Genomic DNA, 18,274 nt, shown 5'->3' on the forward strand with positions numbered 1-18,274 from the left:
GCTTGAGGTGATTTGACATCTCCCCCCGTAGGGCGATGCCGAAGGGCCACTACCCCTTCATCTCCTGCACAGCACCGCATCAGAAAGATCCCCTAAGGCAACTCCCCTCATCGTTCGTGGCACACTTGAATAATCCTCCATGTGTCCAAGTCACACGATGCGCTTTTTTCGGTGTCGTTGACCAGCGGAGGAGATCCCAGGTCAGACATAGCCGGCCACCATGCGTTCCATAGACTTGCCGCACTGTTTGGTGGTAGTACGGGAAGTACCTGGTGAGTCGATAGTGAGGCAGACCGTTGACCCGGAAGCCGGTTGGTTCCCCGTCGCCGCGAGAAGCGGGTTTGCGGTGGCTGGCAGCCAGCCCGCAGGACCGAGTCGAGTCCACCTTGCAGCATGCCTTCCAGGAACTCCATCGGCCCGCCGGATCGACCCAGAAATCCGCCGCGCTGCGCGTGCTCGTCGAAGGAGTGACCTCCAAGATGCCCCGCGGCGGAACGACCGACCAACGCGCGAAGGCATTGTGGCGACTGATCCAGGACGAGGTCCGCCGCGTCGAGTTCAGCGATGAGCGCACGGCGCTGACAGCTGCATTGCACATGGATTCGGCCAACCGGGGGTCGAGCATCGACAAGCGGTTGGCCTTCGCTCGTGACCGGGGTGACTTCGGTACTCAGCCATCGGGAAAGCAACACGGTTACGACGCCCTACGACATTGGTGGGGTGCAGGCGTTCGAATACTCGGCCACGCTGTCGACGAACGTCTGGACTACCTCCGCGATCACCCAACCGAATGGCAGGAGTACTTCAACGACACGGTTCGTCCGACCTACCGGCGGCCGTCCAAGGGCGCCCAGCCAGTGTTCGCCAACCTGTTCGTCACTACAGTGTTCATGAAGGGCCGCTTCGTCCATCGCCGCATCACTGAGCGGCTCATGACTGCGCAGGAAGACAACGTCAAGTACTACACCGCGCGGGCGCTACCAGAAATGGATGACGCCTCTTTCTCTGTTCCTGTGCGGGCCCTCTGGGGATGCCGCGCGGAGCGAATTCCTTCACGCGCCGGCGAACCCATCCTCACCAAGCTCGTATTTCCCACACCGCTTCGTCGCGGCGAGCAGCACTACTTCTCCTCCGAAGCCACGGCGAACGACGTCGACACCGAGCGGCGGGCGATCAACGTGGAAATTGATCACTACGGCATAGCGCCCGGCCAGCGTTCGAAGACCATGCCGACGAGCGGCCTGACGATTCGCATTCGGTTCGACATTGCCGAGCTACCGGATGCGGTTTGGTACTACGCAGACGTCGCCGAGCGGGAACGCTACGACCGGCCGGAGCCTGGCGACGACCGATGGATTAGAGTGACATCGCTCGGCGAAGCCGAGCACACCTTCACGGACGCTTGCCAACCCCTGGCGAACTACGGAATATCGATAGCGTGGTGAGTCAATGCATGAGAGAAGCACCTGACGGTGGTATATATATGCAATAGCATGCCAGCACACGAGAGGAAACCCATGCGCGGCGGCACCGACTCCGGTAACTGACCCGGGACAGTCTGCAAGCTTCAGCAAGCCGCACGCATCCGTGAGTGAGCGGAAACGTGCGGCTCTTGCATGATCGGGGTACCTCCAGGCCGCTGACGTGACCAACCAGCCTGATCTTGACAGGGCGTCACGCTTATGGGTGACTGGTCGATCTCTAACGCGGGTTACGCAGTGTCGCGAGGGGCCGGTCTATGCGTGGGGTTGGGCTCGTTGTCGTCGGGGCCGTGCTGCTTGTCAGCGGGTGTGAGCCGACCGACGGGTCCGAGTACATCCCCGGGTCCTACAGCGTTCGTGAGTCCGGGGTGTCGCTTCGCGACGGTGGCTCGGCGTGCGGGGACGAGCCGGGGACCGGCAACTGTCCCGACGTCCTCCTGGGACTCGAGCCGGGGAACAAGGTCTACCCGCTGTGCCAGCGGCGTGGCCAGCAGGTCGGGGAGAACTCGTGGTGGGTCTACGTCGACGCACCCGGTGGGAGCCGGGGGTGGGTGGCCAGCTGGTTCCTGACCTGCCCCACCAACCGGCTGCCCGGCATCGACGACTGCACCGCCGACCACCTCACCTGAGCGAACCCCGTTGACTCAGCCGAACAGGGCCGGCAGCGTCGCCTCCCATGCCTCGCGCAGCTCGGCCAGCGGCAGCGCGGCCAAGCCCTCGATGACCAGGTCCTGACTCGGCTCCACCACGCCCAGGCGCTGCCACGGCAGGCCCGCCGAGCCGCACCGCGCGGTGAGCTCCTCCACCGAGGCCGGCGGGAGCGCGACCAGCACCCGGCCGGACGACTCGCTGAACAGGGCCACGAACGGGTCGCCGTCGAGCGTCACCCGGCAGCCGGTGCCGGTGTGCAGGCAGGCCTCGACCAGGGTCTGGGCCAACCCGCCCTCGGACAGGTCGTGCGCGGCGGACACGCCGCCGGCCCGCAGGACCTCGCCGATCAGCCGCTCGCGCTCCAGGTCGACCGCGGGCGGGCGGCCGCCGAGGTGGCCGTGCACCACGTGCGCCCACTCGGAACCGCCCAGCTCGTCGCGGGTCTCGCCCAGCAGCACCAGCGTGTCGCCCGGTGCGCCGATGCCCGTCGGGATCCGCGACCGGACGTCGTCGATCACGCCGAGGACGCCGACCACCGGGGTCGGCAGGATCGGCGTCGCGCCGGTCTGGTTGTAGAAGCTCACGTTCCCGCCGGTGACCGGGATGCCCAGGGCCGCACAGCCGTCCGCCAGGCCACGCACGGCCTGCTCGAACTGCCACATCACACCCGGGTCCTCCGGCGAGCCGAAGTTGAGGCAGTTGGTCACCGCCACCGGCCGCGCGCCGGACACCGCGACGTTGCGGTACGACTCCGCCAACGCCAGCTGCGCCCCCGCGTACGGGTCGAGCCGCACGAACCGGGCGTTGCAGTCGCACGACATCGCGACGCCACGCCCGGTGGCCTCGTCGATCCGGATCATGCCGGCGTCCGACGGTTGCGCGAGCACGGTGCCGCCCCGCACGTAGCGGTCGTACTGCTCGGTGACCCAGCGCCGCGAGGCCAGGTTGGGCGACGCGGCCATCCGGAGGATCTCCGCACGCAGAGCGTCCGGAGTGGACGGCCGGGGCAACCCGGACGAGGACGCCGCCACCAGCCGGTCCTGGTCGGCCGGACGCACGATGGGGCGCTGGTACACCGGGCCCTCGTGCGCCACCGTGCGCGGCGGCACGTCCACGACGGTCTCGCCGTGCCAGGTGATCACCAGCCGGTCGCCGTCGGTGACCTCGCCGATCTCCGTCGCCGAGACGTCCCAATTCGCGCACACCCGCAAGAAGGCGTCCACATCGGACGGGCGGACGACCGCGCACATCCGCTCCTGGGACTCCGAGGACAGGATCTCCGCGGGCGTCATCCCCTTGGCGCGCAACGGAACCCGGTCGAGCCACACGTGCATGCCGCCGTCCCCGGCCGACGCCAGCTCGCTGGTCGCGCACGACAGGCCGGCGCCGCCGAGGTCCTGGATGCCGACCACGAGCCCCGCCTGGAACAGCTCCAGGCAGCACTCGATGAGCACCTTCTCGGTGAACGGGTCGCCGACCTGGACACTCGGCAGCTTCTTGCGTGCCGAAGACCTGCTCGCAGGGTCGAGTGTCTGCTCCGCACCGCCCTCGGCCGAGTCGCTGGCGGCGAACGTGTCCGACGCCAGCACCGACACACCGCCGATGCCGTCGAGGCCGGTCCGCGCGCCGAAGAGGATGACCTTGTTGCCCGTGCCCGACGCGTGCGCCAGGTGCAGGTCCCCGACCCGCATCGCACCCACGCACAGCGCGTTGACCAGCGGGTTCCCCTGGTAGGACTCGTCGAACACGACCTCGCCGCCGATGTTGGGCAGGCCGAGGCAGTTGCCGTAGCCGCCGACGCCGGCCACGACGCCCGACAGCACCCGGCGGGTGTCGGCCGCGTCCGCGGCGCCGAACCGCAGCGGGTCCATCACCGCCAGCGGGCGGGCGCCCATCGCCAGGATGTCGCGCACGATGCCGCCGACGCCGGTGGCCGCCCCCTGGTAAGGCTCCACATAGGACGGATGGTTGTGTGACTCGACCTTGAACGTGACCGCCCAGCCGTCGCCGATGTCGACCACGCCCGCGTTCTCGCCGATGCCCGCGAGCATCGACGCCCGCATCTCGTCGGTGGTGGTCTCGCCGAAGTAGCGCAGGTGCACCTTGGAGGACTTGTAGGAGCAGTGCTCACTCCACATCACCGAGTACATCGCCAGCTCGGCGTCGGTGGGCCTGCGGCCGAGGATCTCGCGGATCCGCGTGTACTCGTCGTCCTCGAGGCCGAGCTCGCGGAACGGCTGCTCGACGTCCGGGGTGGACGCCGCGGCGGACACCGTGTCGACGTGCATCGTCGCGGTCACGCCGACACCACCGCCTCGAGCGCCGAACGGAACATGTCGAGGCCGTCGGCGCTCGGTCCGGTGAGCGGGTCGACGGCGTGCTCCGGGTGCGGCATCAGGCCGACGATCCGGCCGTCCGTCGAGCTGACCCCGGCGATGTCGGACACCGAGCCGTTCGGGTTCGACCCGGTGTAGCGGAAGACCACCCGGCCCTCGCCCTCCAGCTCGTCCACGGTGGACCTGGGCGCGGTGAACCGGCCGTCCATGTTCTTGACCGGGACGACGATCTCGGCACCCTCGGCGTACCGGCTGGTCCACGCGGTCGAGGTGCGCTCGACCCGCAGCGTCTGGTCCCGGCACACGAAGTGCAGGCCGCCGTTGCGCAGCAGCGCGCCGGGCAGCAGGCCCGCCTCGCACAGGATCTGGAAGCCGTTGCAGATGCCCAGCACCGGCATGCCACCGCGGGCCGCGGTCACGACCTCGCCCATCACCGGCGCGAACCGGGCGATCGCGCCGGCCCGCAGGTAGTCGCCGTAGGAGAAGCCGCCGGGCACGATGACCGCGGCCACGCCGCGCAGGTGGGCGTCGCCGTGCCACAGCGAGACCGGCTCGGCGCCGGCGTAGCGCACGGCGCGGGCGGCGTCGGTGTCGTCCAGCGTGCCGGGGAAGGTGATCACACCGACCTTGGTCACGACCGCACCCGCCGGACGGTGAAGTCCTCGATCACCGGGTTGGACAGGAAGCCTTCGGCGATCTTGGCGAGCGTCTCGTCGTCGACGGAGTCGTCCACCTCCAGCTCGAAGTGCTTGCCCTGACGGACATCGGAGATCCCGGCGAAGCCCAGCCGGGGCAGGGCCTTGGCGACGGCCTGCCCTTGCGGGTCGAGGATCTCGGGCTTGGGCATGACGTCGACGACGACTCGGGCCACGACAGGCAGCTCCTGAACTCGAGTGGGTCGGGCGGTGACTGCCAAAAGCCTACCTGAGCTGCGGGTTCACCCGTTCGAGGCGCCCGGCGCCAGCCGTCCAGGACGCGAGGAGCGCCAACGCATCCTCATCAGGGGTTCCCGGCTCGGCGAACTGGCAGACGAACGACTGGTTCGGCGCGTCCGGCAGCCGGAAGGACTCGTAGCGCAGGGTGAACTCGCCCACAACCGGATGCCGGTAGCGGTGGTAGCCCCGGCACTTCTCCCGCACCCGATGCCCCGCCCAGATCCGCACGAAGTCCGGGCTCTTCACCGACAGCTCGCCGATCAGCGCGGTGAGCACGGCGTCGTCCGGGTCCGCGCCGGCCGCCATCCGCAGCTGGGCGACCAGGTCCCGGGCCTTGCCCTCCCAGTCGGCGTACCGGGAGGCGACCTCGTCGTCGGTGAACAGCAGCCACGCCATGTTCCGCCGCTCGACCGGCACTGTGCCGAAGTCGATCAGCAGCGCGGCGGCCAGGTCGTTCCACGCCATGACCTCGCCGCGATGGCCGTAGATCGCGGCCGGCACGGCCGCGACGTCGAGCAACGCCTGGAGGGTCGGCCGGACGACCGGCCCGGCGGCCGGCTCGCGGGTGCGCCGCGGCCGGGCGAGGTTGTGCAGGTGGCGGCGCTCGGCGTCGTCGAGCGCGAGCGCGGCGGCCACGGAGTCGAGCACCGACTCGGACGGGTTGCGCAGCCGGCCCTGCTCGAGGCGGACGTAGTAGTCGACGCTCAGCGCGGCGGCCTGGGCGAGCTCCTCGCGGCGCAGGCCGGGCACCCGTCGCCGGCCGGCGACGGGCGTCAGGCCGAGGTCCTCCGGCCTCCGGCGGGCCCGGCACGAGCGCAGGAACTCGGTCAGCTCGCTGCGGCGGTCCATGCGCCCGAGTATCCCCGATCGGGTGGCCCCGAAGGTGGGTCTGTCGGACCCACCGTCGCGCGACCCCACGGCAGAACGGACGTCTGGGTGCAGCGCCGCCGCCCGCGCAGCATCGGTCGCGTTGGATTCGACTCAGGAGGAGAGACGATGCGACTTCGTTCGCTGCTCGTCGCCGCGCCGGTTGCCCTGGCGCTCGCGACGGGCCTCGTCGGCGCGGCAGCGCCGGCGCAGGCACAACACGGCCTGCCAGCGGTGCTCACGCCCGCGGCGACCGACCAGTTCCCCGAAGGTGTGGCGTGGGACCCGAGCCGGCAGGCGCTGCTGGTCGGGTCGTTCGCCGGTCCCGCGCGGATCTCGGCCGTCGGCCGGGACGGCGTGGCGCGGACCGTGGTGTCCGACCCGGACGTCCCCGGCTTCGCCGGCCTGAAGGTCGACGCCGCGCGGCACCGGATCGTGGCCGTCTACGGCAACCCGACGGCTCCCGGCCCGACCGGGCTCGGCTACTACGACCTGGCCACCGGTGCCCGCCTCCGGTTGGTGAGCCTCGCCGGCGGCGCCCGGTCGCTCAACGACGTCGCGCTCGACCCGGCCGGCGTCGCCTACGCGACCGACGCCGGCGCGGGCGCCGTCTACCGGGTGGACCCGGCCGGCCACGTGTCGACGCTGGTCAGCGACCCGCGGCTGGCGCCGGCGATCGGCGCGAACGGCATCGTGTGGCACCCGGGCGGCTACCTGGTGGTGGTCAACTACACGACCGGCAAGCTGTTCCGGATCGACGGCCACCGGCTCACCGAGGTGTGGACGCCGAAGCCGCTCGTCGGCGGGGACGGGATGGCGCTGCGTCCCGACGGCACGCTGGTCGTGGTCACCAACCGGCTGGACAACCTGCCCGGAAGTGTGGCCGCCTTGCACGAGCTGTGGCTGGCCGGGCGGGTCGCGATCCCGCTGCGGACCCGGTCGTGGCCGGACCCCGCGCCGACCACGGTCGCGGTGACGCCGTTCGGCAGCTACGTCCTGGACGGTCGGCTGGACGTGTTCCTGGCCGGTGGCTCGGCGCGGGACTTCGTGCTGCGACGGATCTGACGGCCGTTCGCCGTCCGCGAGATCGGTGGCGGCGGGTCCGGTGATGGGGACATGGTGGGCGCATGCGACTTCTGGTACTCGGTGGAACGATCTTCGTCGGACACGCGGTGGCGGCCGAGGCCGTGCGCCGGGGGCACGAGGTGGTGTGCGCGGCGCGTGGTGAGTCCGGCGCGGTCCCGGACGGCGCGACGCTGGTGACGGTGGACCGGGACGCCGAGGACGGGCTCGCGCCGCTGGCCGGCGAGAGCTTCGACGCGGTGGTCGACGTGGCCCCCCTGTCCCACCCGTGGGTGGACCGGGCGTTGCGGGCGTTCGCGGACCGGGTGCGGCACTGGACGTTCGTGTCGACGATCAACGTCTACTCGGACAACGCGACGCCCGGGCAGACCCCGGCCACCGGCCCGCTGGTCCCGCCGCTGACCCGGCACGCCACCCGCGAGGAGATGGCCGCGGCCGGCGATGACGGCGTCCTGTTGTACGGCGGGATCAAGATGGCGAGCGAGAACCTGGTGCGCGAGGTGATGGGCGTCGACCGTGCGTTCATCGTGCGACCAGGGCTCATCACCGGATCGTGGGACCGCAGCGACCGGTTCGGCTACTGGCCGGGACGGTTCGCCCAAGGCGGACGCGTGCTCGTGCCGGACGCGCCGAAGCAGCCGATCCAGTACATCGACGTGCGTGACTTCGCGGAGTGGATCGTGGACGCCGGGGAGAAGAACCTCGCCGGCGACTTCGACGGCGTCGGTCCGCACCGCCCGCTGGCCACGGTGCTGGAGGAGATCGCGGCCGCGGTCGGGGTCGACGTCGAGTTCGTCAAGGCGTCGCCGACGCAGCTCACCGAGGCGAAGGTCAACCCGTGGGGCGGGCCGCGGTCGCTGCCGCTGTGGCTCCCGCCGGAGTACGACGGGATGAAGTCGCACGACACGGCGCCGTCGATCGCGGCCGGCATGCCGGTGCGGCCGCTGGCCGACGCGGTCGCCGACGCGCTGGCCAGGGAGCGCGAGCTCGGGCTGGACCGGGAGCGCAAGGCGGGGCTGTCACTGGACGAGGAACGGGAGATCCTCGCGACGCTGTAGCCGCGGGGTGGCCGTCGTGGCAGTCTCCAAGGGTTGACGCCCTTCCAGGGAGGCTGCCATGACGGAGACCTTTGACCACGTGGTGGTAGGCGCGGGCAGCGCGGGCTGCGTGCTCGCCAACCGGCTGACCGAGGACCCGGCGGTACGCGTGCTGCTGCTCGAGGCGGGCGGCGAGGACGACGCCGACGAGATCCACATCCCGGCGGCCTTCTCGACCCTGTTCAAGACCCGCTACGACTGGAACTACGAGACCGTCGAGCAGAAACACCTGGGCGGCCGGCCGGCGTACTGGCCGCGGGCCAAGGTGCTCGGCGGTTGCTCGTCGATGAACGCGATGATCTACATCCGCGGCAACCGGGCCGACTACGACGGCTGGCGGGACGCGCACGGCGCGGACGGCTGGGGCTACGAGGAGGTGCTGCCGTACTTCGTGAAGGCCGAGCGGAACGCGCGGCTGTCCGGTCCCCTGCACGGCACCGACGGCCCCTTGCACGTGGAGGACCGCAGGTACACCCACGAGCTGTCCCACGCATGGGTCGACGCGGCGGTGTCGTGGGGCCTGAAGCCGACGGACGACTTCAACGGCGTCGCGCAGGAGGGCGCGGGGCTCTACCAGGTCACGTGCCACAACGGGCACCGCTGGTCGACCGCGGACGGCTACCTGCGGCCGGCACTGGAGCGGTCGAACCTGACCGTGCGGACGGACGCGCTCGTGACGCGGGTCCTGTTCGCCGGCACCCGCGCCGTCGGCGTGCGGTACTCGCGGCACGGGGTGGAGTCGGACGTCCACGTGGACGGCGAGGTGCTGCTGTCCGGCGGGGCGGTGAACTCGCCGCAGGTGCTCATGCTGTCCGGGGTCGGCCCGGCCGAGCACCTCCAGTCGCACGGCATCGAGGTGGTGGCGAACGTGCCGGAGGTGGGCGAGAACCTTCACGACCACCCGGCGGCGGCGATCCTGTGGCGCACCAAGGGGACGACCGACCTGGTGAACCTGGCCGGTACCGGCGCGTTGCTGCGCTGGAAGGTGACCGGCCGGGGCCCGTTCGCGTCGAACGTGGGCGAGGCCGGTGCGTTCTACCCGACCCGCGACGACCTGGCGGCGCCGGACCTGCAGGTCCACGTGGCCCCGACACTGTTCTACGACAACGGGATGCGCGAGCCGACGGTCCCCGGCTTCACGGCCGGCGCGACCCTGGTGGACGTGGCGAGCCGCGGCCGGCTGCGGCTGCGGTCGGCGGACCCGCGCTGGCGCCCGGAGATCGACCCGGCCTACTACAGCGAGCCGGTCGACATGGACGTGATGGTCTCGGCCCTGCGCAACATGATCGAGATCGGCGCGCGGGCACCACTGGCCCGATACCTGGACGGCCCCTTCATGCCGGCGCGCCTGGCCGACGTCACGGACGAGGAGCTGCGCGCACACGCCCGCGAGGTGACCCAGACGCTGTACCACCCGGTCGGCACGTGCGCGATAGGCACGGTCGTGGACCCGACCCTCCGAGTCCAGGGCGTCGAGGGCCTACGCGTGGTGGACGCGTCCGTGATGCCGGTGGTCCCCCGAGGCAACACGAACGCCCCGACGATCATGATCGCGGAGAAGGCGGCCGACCTGATCCGCGGTCGTTCCGCGAGCGCTCCGCGATGAGATCGGGCACGAACACCATGGTGGCGCCCGCGAGGAGGAGCACGTAGAGGCCGACACCGACCAGGCCACCGACACCCTCGCTGTAGAACCGGATGATCAGCCACGCGGGCACTCCGCCCATGGCGAGCCCGGCCAGGATGCCGACGCCACGCGCCCAGACTCCGAGCGACTCGTTCAGGTGGCCCGCGAGCGCGCTCCCCAGCCCCAGCAGGCACGCCGTGAGCATTCCCGCGCCCCAGCCAGGCGCCGCGATGCCGCTCACGATGCCGAAGAACGACAAGCTCGTCCACGGCAGGAAGACGCCGATCGCCCCAGCCGCGGCCGCCACCGCGACCACCACTCGTTGCGCGTGCATGCACACCGTCCTTCCCGATTGTGTAGCTCGACGCGATCAGCCTCGGGAAGGGGGCGCTCGGCCGCTAGCCTGGGCCGCTGATCGGGGACGACCTGCTCCTGTCCCCGCCTCTCACCTGCGAAACCACCTGTTCCCGGAGACAGATCGGAGACACAGCGGTGAAGGTGCCCGAGCCGCGCCCCGAGCTCTCCGAGCCTCTTCGGCACTGGGTCGAGCAGTTCCACGCGGTGGTGACAGCCACCGGATACCGGGCGCAGACCGAGCTCGCGAAGGCGCTACACCTCGGCCGGTCGACGCTGAACCGCTACCTGACCGGGGAACGCGTGCCGGAGAAGCGCCTGGTGGAGACGCTGATCGGGATGGCTCGGGACAACGGCGAGCCCGTCGACGAGCGGGTGGTGCTCCACGCGCACGCGGTGGCGAGCGCGCCCGCCAGGAGGAGACCGGACGCTCGCGACGGCGAGACCGAGCCGCCGGACGCGGCGCTCGAGCCGGCTGCCGGCCGGCGGGTGACCCGGCGCCGGGTCGCCATCGCAGCGGGTGCCGCTCTCGTCGTGGCTCTCGCGGTCGGCGGCATGCTCGTCATCGGTGGCCCACGGGCGGCAGGGTGCACCGCTCGGTCATGCCACGGGAAGAACCATCACGAGCAGGGCTGCGACGACCGTCCCCAGGTTCTCGCCACCGGGCCGCGGCTGACCGACGGAACCGTCGTGAAGATCCTCTACAGCGCGACCTGTGCGGCCGCGTGGGCCCGAACCGTCAGCTCGCGGCCGGGCGCGGTGGTCGAGCTGACCGACGGCGACGGCGGCTCGCAGCAGGCGCGGTTGGGGAAGGTCGACGGCGAGGCGTCGCCGGTGCCGACGCGGATGCTGCCCGCGGCGCCGGGGACGCGGCTGCGCGGCTGCGTGACGGCAGGCGGCGAGTCCGCGTGCACCGACGAGATCGAGGTCCCGAGCTGAGGGTCGGCGGGGTCGGCGGGGTCAGCGGCGCTTGCCGTGCAACAAGGTGATCAGCTTGGCCACCGTCGCGTCGGTCTTCGCGGTGCGGCTGAACGTCGTGAGGGACAGCGGCGGGCGGAAGCGCTGGCGGGCGATCGCCTTGGAGCGGGCGAACTCCCGCAGCCCCTCCGGGCCGTGGATGCGGCCGAAGCCCGAGTCGCCGATGCCGCCGAAGGGCAGCGACGGGATGCCGGCGAAGCTGATCACGCCGTTGACCGCGGTCATGCCGGAGCGCAGCCGGCGGGCCAGCTCCACGCCGCGGGCCTTCGAGAACACCGTGGACGCCAGGCCGTAGCGGGAGTCGTTGGCCTTCTCGACCGCCTCGTCCATGTCGCGGACCTTCGCGATCGTCAGGGTCGGGCCGAAGGTCTCCTCGCGGACCGCCGACGAGTCCTCCGGGACGTCGACCAGCACGGTCGGCTGCACGTAGCGCTCGCCCACCGCGTCCTCGCCGCCCACGAGAGCCTTCCCGCCGCGGGACAGGGCGTCCGCGATGTGCCGCTTGATGATCTTCAGCTGCCCCGGCATCGTGATCGGGCCGATCTTCGCCTCGGCGTCCGAGCCGGCCCGCACGTCCTTGGTGACCTCGACGACCTTGGCGACGAAGTCGTCGTAGACCTTCTCGTGCACGTACACCCGCTCGACCCCGACGCACGTCTGGCCGGCGTTGGACATGCCGCCCCACACCGCGGCGTCGGCGGCGGCCGCGACATCGGCATCGGCGTCGACCAGCAGGGCGTCCTTGCCGCCCGCCTCGATCAGCACCGGCGTCAGCGTCTCGGCGCACGCCGCCATGATCTTCTTGCCGGTGCCGGGCGAGCCGGTGAACGCCAGCTTGTCCACGCCCGACCGGCACAGCGCGGCACCCGTCTTGCCGAAGCCGGTGACGACCCGGAACACCGGGTGCTCGGGCACCACCTCGGCGAACGCGTCCGCCAGCCACTTGCCCACTCCGGGCGTGTACTCCGACGGCTTGAACACCACCGCGTTGCCGGCCGCGAGCGCGTAGGCGATCGAGCCCATCGGCGTGAACACCGGGTAGTTCCACGGCCCGATGACGCCGACGACGCCGAGCGGTTGGTACTCGACCGTCGCCGCCTGGTTGGCCATCAGCAGGCCGGCCGACCGCCGCCGCGAGCCGAGTACCTTGCGCGCGTGCTTCGCCGCCCATGCCGTGTGGTCGATGGCCAGCACGATCTCCAGCATCGCGTCGCCGTGCGGCTTGCCGGTCTCCGCGTGCACGAGCTCGGCCAGCTGCGCCGACCGCCTGGTCAGCACGCCCTTCCAGCGCTGCAGCCGCTCGGTCCGGCCGGCGAAGCCCAGGCCCGCCCACCAGGACGCCGCCTCCCGAGCCTCGGCGACCGCCTCCTCGACGTCCGCGGCGGTGTGCACCGGATAGGTCCCCACCACCTCGTCGGTGGCCGGGTCGAGCGACTCGAACGTCTCGCGCGTGGTCGGCTCACCGGTGGTCGCGGACTCGGCCTGGACGGTGGTCATGCTGGCCCTCCCTGGTCGGCTACCCATCCACACGCTACTCGTCGGTAGCGACCAGCGCGACGGCCTCGGGACTAACCTGGCGGTGTGCAGATCGTTCACTTCGGACATTCATGTGTGCTGCTGGACACGGGCTCGGCGCGGCTGCTCTTCGATCCCGGGGTGTTCTCCGCGGGATTCGAGGGTGTCCGCGACCTGGACGCGATCCTGATCACCCACCAGCACTTCGACCACCTCGACGAGGCGCGGCTGCCCGCGCTGGTCGAGGCCAACCCGACGGCCGCGCTGATCGTCGACTCGGGCTCGATCGAGGTCACGACGAAGCTCGGCCTCGCCGCCGAGCAGGTCCGCCCCGGCGACAACCTGACGCTGGCCGGTGCGGAGGTGGCTGTCGTCGGTGGCGAGCACGCGGTGATCCACGCCGACATCCCGGTCCCGCCCAACGCCGGCTACGTCGTGGGCGGCGGCGCGTTCTACCACCCCGGCGACGCGCTGTTCGTGCCCGAGCAGAAGATCGACGTGCTGGGCCTGCCGAGCGCCGCGCCATGGCTGAAGACCGGCGAGGCGGTCGACTTCCTGCGCGCGGTCGCACCGCGGGTGGCGGTGCCGATCCACCAGGAGCTGCTCAGCGACATCGGCAAGAAGCTCACCTACGACAACTGGTTCCGCGGTCTCGCCCCGGAAGGCACCGAGGTGCGCGTGCTCACGCCACGCGAGCCGACCGAGGTCTGACCAGCTCCGGATAGGTGACGGCCCGGGCGCCGTGGTGCAGCGCGATGTCCACGGCGTCCAGCAGCGCCTGCCGTGGCCCGGACCGGGCCAGGTCGGCGGTGTCCACCGCCAGGCGCACCATGCCACCCCGGCGGGCGCTCCTGGCCGCGCCCATGACCAGCGCGAAGCACCACCACGGCTCGGTCCGCTCGCCGAACCCGAAGCCCTGCACACGTCCTCTGTGGACGGCACCGGTCCGCAGGTCGCGCACGCCGACCAGGTCCGCGCACATCGAGAAGCCCGTGCGCCGCAGCGCCACCAGCGTGCCGGGCGAGGCGAGCCAGCGCGGCGGCACGAAACCGTCGGTCTCGAGACCGAGGCGCTCCATCGCGGCGCCGGCCGCGATGAGCCGCAGCCCCGCCTCGTGCGTGGGCAGCGTGGCGAACTCGGCCCGCTTGCGGATGACGATCGTGCGCTCGCGGGGCGCGGCGGCGTGGTCGTAGCCGTGCTGCAGCAACGCGTCGCCCGCGGCGCGGCGTTCCCGGACCCAGGACAGGACCGGTCTCGGTTGGCCGGCGCCGGCCACGCGAGGCGCGAACAGCAGCGACAGCGGCACGCCGCGGGCGGCGAGCTCGTCGCTCAGGTCGGCTCCGCGGTCCAGCGTCCAGGCGTTGATCCCGGACAGGGAAACCAGCAGTCGAGCGGTCACGCTCCCCATGACGCCATGCTGGGATGACACCCACCTGACACCGAGGTGACACGCCGGCACCAGTCGGGCGAATACTCAAGGGCGGGCGAACAGGAGGAGTACCTGGTCACCCGGGTTGGCGCTGAAGTCGGCGGCCGCCGAGCCGCCGTTGAGCGCGAGCGCGACCCTGCCCGCCGAGTCGACGTAGACCAGCAGGCGCTCCTGCGCGGCGTCGCCGAACGTGTGGCCGACGGCCGCGGTGACCGACCGGCCGCCGAGGTTGACGTGCGCCGAGGTGCCCGGGAGCGCGCCGGAGGCGTCGAGGTCGGCCCCGGTGGCGGCGAGCTGGATGTTGCCGAAGCTGTCCACGGACAAGATCTCGGTGGTCAGCTTTCCTTGCTCGGCAAGGGTTTCCGGGTCGGGCAGCCGGACGAGCGTTGCGACGTCGATGGCCGCGCCGAAGTTCTCCGGCGCGATGCCCGCGGCCAGATGCGCGGCAGCCGGGGAGAACACGTCGCGACCGTGGAACGTGGCCGAGACGCGGGAGAGTTGGTAGGCGGGCTCGCTGAGGAGATGGGCGGCGCGAACACCGCCGAGCATCTCCGCGGCCGGGATCAGCAGCCCGTTGTCCGGCCCGACGAGGATCCCCTCGGCGGCGACGAGCACCATGCCGCGCCGGTCGGTGCCGACGCCGGGGTCGACGACCGCGAGGTGGACGGCGGGCGGCAGGTAGGGCACCGCCTGGGCGAGGATGGCGCCGCCGCGGCGCACGTCCTGCGCCGGGACGGTGTGGCTCACGTGCAGGACACGTGGCCCGGGCGCGATCCGGGCGATGACCCCCTCGCAGGCCGCGACGAACCCGTCATCCATGCCGTAGTCGGTGGTGAACGAGATCCAGTCGTAGCTCATCGGTCCAGTCTGGCCGAATCGTCCCGCCTAGTGTGCGGGGCATGCTGTCCATGGGGTTCCTGGTCGCCGACCGGACGAGCCGACCCGTCTACATGTCGGCCACGCTGCTGCCCGAGATGCTGACGAGCATGAGCGAGTGCGTGGCCGACGTGACGCCGGCCGTGCCGTGGTCGCCGTGGTTCGACTCGCTCACTGGTGCCCGCTCGGCCGGCGAACCGGTGTTGGAGGTGGGCGTGCATGTGTCCGACGTCGAACCGCTGATGGCGGACCTGCAGGCCGCGGACGCGGTGGCCGACCGGCTGGCCCGCCGGTTGCCGCTGGGCCCGGGTGAGCGGCTCGGCTACGAGCTGGTCGGCTACGACCCGGGCGGCTGGCACACCTGGCTGTGCCTGGGCGGCCTGGTGGAGGACACCTTCGCGGCGACCGGCGTACGACCGGGTCGGGACGGCCTCATCGAGTCGGAACCCGCCGCTCGCCGAGCGGCGACATGGCTGACCGAGTCGGGCCGGGGAGACCCGAAGGTGTTCCTGTGGATCCCGGCCCTGCTGACCCGCCCATGACCACCAACGGTCGCACGCGCGTGCGTGCAGAACGCAAGAAACGTAAAGCCCCACCCACTCCGGGGGCCACCCTCGATGCCAGCCTATCGGCTCACGTTGGCGCGCGGGGGTTGCATGATCGACATGTGGACAACCCGGCGGGTTGTGGACAACTACGGGTCGAGGGTGTCGCCCACCGAGACGGCGCCGGGGGTGCGGACGGCCAGCTTGATGCCGAAGCTCACGCCGCCGTCCGGTTCGCGCCGGAAGTCGCCCAGCGTGCGGATCGGCTCCGGACCGGCCGGCGTTCCCGCGTCCTGGTCGACCATCGTGACCTTGCAGCGCACGTCCGGCTTGACGTACCGAAGCTCCGCACCGCCCACCCGGATCTCGCGAGCGTCGTCCTCGGCGAACGGGTCCCAGCCGGACACGACGATGTTCGGCCGGAAGCGGGCCATCGGCACGGGCTCCGCGCCGCGCGCCAGGATCCGCGCGTTCAGATCGTCCAAAGAGGACAGTGAGGTGAGGTGCAGCGGCGTCGAGTCCGTGTAGGTGATCGTGCCGTGGGTCGCGTCGACCTGGCGCTCGTGGTCGGGCGGAACGCGCATCAGCCGCACCGGCTCACCCAGCACCGCCGAGCCCCACTCGGCCGCGTCGTCGCCCTGGTCGATGCCCCGGCCGGTCCAGACGTGCACGGTGACCGGCACCCGCTCGCCGTCCGGGCGCACCGCCACCGCCACGTCCGGATGACCGGGCGCGGACAGGGTCAGCTTGGCGCCGTCGTGCACCAGGTCGGGCCGCACGACCGCCAGTCGCGAGGTGGTGCGCTGGCTGCGGAACAGACCCTCCGGTGTGACGAACATGAACGTGCGGTCGTGCACCGGCCCGGTCGGCGTGATGTCCAGGCGCGGCACGGACAGGCCGGCGCAACCCTTGACCGGGTAGTGGATCAGCGCGGAGACAGTGGCCACCTGGACACGGTAGCCGCCGCTACAGGATCGCCGCCGGTGAATATCCGGCGGCGTCGCCGAACCGGCCGATCACCTCACCCACCCGCTTGACCACCGCGGCCACCTGGGCGCCGGCCACACCGGTGAACGACAGCCGGTCCGCGAGCAGCTCGTCGAGCCGCGCCCGGTCCAGCGGGATCCGCGGGTCGGCGGCCAGCCGGTCGAGGAGGTCGTTGCGCTCCTGGCCCTGCTCACGCATGGCGAGCGCGACGGCCACCGCGTGCTCCTTGATCGCCTCGTGCGCGGTCTCCCGGCCGACGTCCGTGCGCACCAGCGCGATCAGCACCTTGGTGGTGGCGAGGAACGGCAGGTAGCGGTCCAGCTCGCGGGCGATCACCGCCGGATACGCGCCGAAGCCGTCGAGCACGGTCAGGAACGTCTCGATCAGCCCGTCGAGCGCGAAGAACGCGTCCGGCAGCGCGACCCGGCGCACCACCGAGCACGACACGTCGCCCTCGTTCCACTGGTCGCCGGCCAGCTCGCCGGCCATCGACGCGTAGCCGCGGAGGATCACCGCGAACCCGTTGACCCGCTCACTCGATCGGGTGTTCATCTTGTGCGGCATGGCCGACGAACCCACCTGGCCGGCGCGGAACCCCTCGGTGGCGAGCTCGTGGCCGACCATCAGCCGGATCGTCTTGGCGAGCGACGACGGCGCCGCGGCCACCTGGACCAAGGTGGACACCACGTCGAAGTCCAGCGAGCGCGGGTAGACCTGGCCGACCGAGTCGAACCGGCGCGAGAATCCCAGGTACTCGGCGATCCGGGCCTGGAACCGGTCCAGTTTCGACACGTCGCCGTCGAACAGGTCGAGCATGTCCTGCGCGGTGCCGACCGGGCCATGGATGCCCCGCAGCGGGTAGCGCTCGATGAGCCCGTCCAGCCGCTCGAACGCCACGAGAAGCTCCTCGGCCGCCGACGCGAACCGCTTGCCCAGCGTGGTGGCCTGCGCGGCCACGTTGTGCGAGCGGCCGGCGAGCACCAGGTCAGTGTGCTCGGCGGCGAGCGCGGCCAGCCGGGACAGCACCGCGACGACCCGGTTGCGCACCAGCACGAGCGACTCGCGGACCTGCAGCTGCTCGACGTTCTCGGTGAGGTCGCGGGAGGTCATGCCCTTGTGCACCTGCTCGTGCCCGGCGAGCGCGCTGAACTCCTCGATCCGCGCCTTGACGTCGTGCAGCGTGACCCGCTCGCGCGCCGCGATCGAGGCGAGGTCCACCTGGTCGACGACCCGCTCGTAGTCGGCGATGACCGAATCGTCGACCGCGACGCCGAGCTCGGCCTGGGCACGCAGCACGGCGATCCACAGCCGCCGCTCGAGCTTGATCTTGTGCTCGGCAGACCACAGGGTGGCCAGCTCCGCGGAGGCGTAGCGGTCGGCGAGCACGTTGACGATGCGGGGCTTGGACGTCACGTCTGCCCAGCTTACCGGCGTGCTCAGAACCTCAGCCAGGTGCCAGTCGCCGCACAGCAGGTATGCGCTGCGGCGCAGCGCAACGGCGCGGCGTAGCGGG

The 18,274-nt window shown here is 71.4% G+C and carries 18 protein-coding genes; 8 read left to right on the plus strand and 10 right to left on the minus strand.

Annotated features, from left to right (window positions below):
- Nucleotides 1-386 precede the first annotated feature (386 nt).
- A complete protein-coding gene (locus tag GEV28_RS05810) occupies nucleotides 387-1,445 on the plus strand; it encodes a hypothetical protein (RefSeq protein ID WP_291409357.1) in 1,059 nt (352 codons plus the stop codon).
- A 326-nt stretch (nucleotides 1,446-1,771) separates the two neighbouring features.
- Complete coding sequence (locus GEV28_RS05815; RefSeq protein ID WP_291409359.1) at nucleotides 1,772-2,110, plus strand: hypothetical protein; 339 nt, start codon at nucleotides 1,772-1,774, stop codon at nucleotides 2,108-2,110.
- 15 nt (nucleotides 2,111-2,125) lie between these two features.
- Here GEV28_RS05815 and purL read toward each other — a convergent pair whose 3' ends face one another.
- The 4 genes from purL to GEV28_RS05835 are packed head-to-tail and all read right to left on the minus strand — an operon-like array spanning nucleotide 2,126 to nucleotide 6,252.
- Nucleotides 2,126-4,420 carry a phosphoribosylformylglycinamidine synthase subunit PurL gene (purL, locus tag GEV28_RS05820; protein WP_291409505.1) on the minus strand — a complete coding sequence of 765 codons (2,295 nt, stop codon included), beginning with the start codon at nucleotides 4,418-4,420 and terminating at the stop codon, nucleotides 2,126-2,128.
- Between the two features lie 8 nt (nucleotides 4,421-4,428).
- Entirely contained in the window at nucleotides 4,429-5,103 is a 675-nt protein-coding gene (gene purQ / locus GEV28_RS05825) for a phosphoribosylformylglycinamidine synthase subunit PurQ (protein ID WP_291409361.1), read from the minus strand.
- Nucleotides 5,100-5,339, minus strand: coding sequence for a phosphoribosylformylglycinamidine synthase subunit PurS (gene purS / locus GEV28_RS05830; RefSeq protein ID WP_291409363.1), 240 nt, complete (start codon nucleotides 5,337-5,339; stop codon nucleotides 5,100-5,102). Before purS ends, purQ begins: the two co-directional genes overlap by 4 nt.
- Nucleotides 5,340-5,388: 49 nt before the next feature.
- Nucleotides 5,389-6,252 (minus strand): helix-turn-helix transcriptional regulator, encoded by an 864-nt coding sequence (locus tag GEV28_RS05835; RefSeq protein ID WP_291409365.1) that lies wholly within the window; start codon nucleotides 6,250-6,252, stop codon nucleotides 5,389-5,391.
- Between the two features lie 147 nt (nucleotides 6,253-6,399).
- On the opposite strand from GEV28_RS05835, the gene GEV28_RS05840 reads away from it, so the two are divergent.
- From GEV28_RS05840 to GEV28_RS05850, 3 genes are all read left to right on the plus strand, one after another.
- The gene (locus tag GEV28_RS05840) at nucleotides 6,400-7,335 is read left to right on the plus strand and encodes an SMP-30/gluconolactonase/LRE family protein (protein WP_291409367.1); all 936 of its coding nucleotides are present in this window, start codon (nucleotides 6,400-6,402) and stop codon (nucleotides 7,333-7,335) included.
- A gap of 62 nt (nucleotides 7,336-7,397) precedes the next feature.
- A complete protein-coding gene (locus GEV28_RS05845) occupies nucleotides 7,398-8,411 on the plus strand; it encodes an NAD-dependent epimerase/dehydratase family protein (RefSeq protein WP_291409369.1) in 1,014 nt (337 codons plus the stop codon).
- Between the two features lie 58 nt (nucleotides 8,412-8,469).
- Nucleotides 8,470-10,056, plus strand: coding sequence for a GMC family oxidoreductase (locus GEV28_RS05850; protein WP_291409371.1), 1,587 nt, complete (start codon nucleotides 8,470-8,472; stop codon nucleotides 10,054-10,056).
- On the opposite strand, the gene GEV28_RS05855 is transcribed toward GEV28_RS05850, so the two are convergent.
- Entirely contained in the window at nucleotides 9,995-10,411 is a 417-nt protein-coding gene (locus GEV28_RS05855) for a hypothetical protein (protein WP_291409373.1), read from the minus strand. The two genes, GEV28_RS05850 and GEV28_RS05855, sit on opposite strands and share 62 nt — an antisense overlap.
- A gap of 158 nt (nucleotides 10,412-10,569) precedes the next feature.
- On the opposite strand from GEV28_RS05855, the gene GEV28_RS05860 reads away from it, so the two are divergent.
- A complete protein-coding gene (locus tag GEV28_RS05860) occupies nucleotides 10,570-11,370 on the plus strand; it encodes a DUF2690 domain-containing protein (protein ID WP_291409375.1) in 801 nt (266 codons plus the stop codon).
- A gap of 21 nt (nucleotides 11,371-11,391) precedes the next feature.
- On the opposite strand, the gene GEV28_RS05865 is transcribed toward GEV28_RS05860, so the two are convergent.
- Nucleotides 11,392-12,906, minus strand: coding sequence for an aldehyde dehydrogenase family protein (locus tag GEV28_RS05865; RefSeq protein ID WP_291409378.1), 1,515 nt, complete (start codon nucleotides 12,904-12,906; stop codon nucleotides 11,392-11,394).
- Between the two features lie 84 nt (nucleotides 12,907-12,990).
- On the opposite strand from GEV28_RS05865, the gene GEV28_RS05870 reads away from it, so the two are divergent.
- Nucleotides 12,991-13,635, plus strand: coding sequence for an MBL fold metallo-hydrolase (locus GEV28_RS05870; RefSeq protein WP_291409379.1), 645 nt, complete (start codon nucleotides 12,991-12,993; stop codon nucleotides 13,633-13,635).
- Here the strand turns inward: GEV28_RS05870 and GEV28_RS05875 are convergent.
- Together GEV28_RS05875 and GEV28_RS05880 are read right to left on the minus strand one after the other, a co-directional pair.
- Entirely contained in the window at nucleotides 13,607-14,332 is a 726-nt protein-coding gene (locus GEV28_RS05875) for a DUF2334 domain-containing protein (protein WP_291409382.1), read from the minus strand. The genes GEV28_RS05870 and GEV28_RS05875 overlap by 29 nt on opposite strands.
- A gap of 66 nt (nucleotides 14,333-14,398) precedes the next feature.
- A complete protein-coding gene (locus GEV28_RS05880) occupies nucleotides 14,399-15,211 on the minus strand; it encodes an SAM-dependent chlorinase/fluorinase (protein ID WP_291409384.1) in 813 nt (270 codons plus the stop codon).
- A 41-nt stretch (nucleotides 15,212-15,252) separates the two neighbouring features.
- On the opposite strand from GEV28_RS05880, the gene GEV28_RS05885 reads away from it, so the two are divergent.
- Complete coding sequence (locus GEV28_RS05885) at nucleotides 15,253-15,771, plus strand: hypothetical protein (RefSeq protein WP_291409386.1); 519 nt, start codon at nucleotides 15,253-15,255, stop codon at nucleotides 15,769-15,771.
- 152 nt (nucleotides 15,772-15,923) lie between these two features.
- Here the strand turns inward: GEV28_RS05885 and GEV28_RS05890 are convergent, their stop codons facing one another.
- Both GEV28_RS05890 and purB read right to left on the minus strand, forming a co-directional pair.
- The gene (locus GEV28_RS05890) at nucleotides 15,924-16,721 is read right to left on the minus strand and encodes an MOSC N-terminal beta barrel domain-containing protein (RefSeq protein ID WP_291409387.1); all 798 of its coding nucleotides are present in this window, start codon (nucleotides 16,719-16,721) and stop codon (nucleotides 15,924-15,926) included.
- A 19-nt stretch (nucleotides 16,722-16,740) separates the two neighbouring features.
- The gene (gene purB, locus GEV28_RS05895; RefSeq protein ID WP_291409389.1) at nucleotides 16,741-18,174 is read right to left on the minus strand and encodes an adenylosuccinate lyase; all 1,434 of its coding nucleotides are present in this window, start codon (nucleotides 18,172-18,174) and stop codon (nucleotides 16,741-16,743) included.
- Between the last annotated feature and the right edge of the window lie 100 nt (nucleotides 18,175-18,274).

It is taken from the genome of Actinophytocola sp. (assembly GCF_009379765.1).
Taxonomy (GTDB): Bacteria; Actinomycetota; Actinomycetes; order Mycobacteriales; family Pseudonocardiaceae; genus Actinophytocola.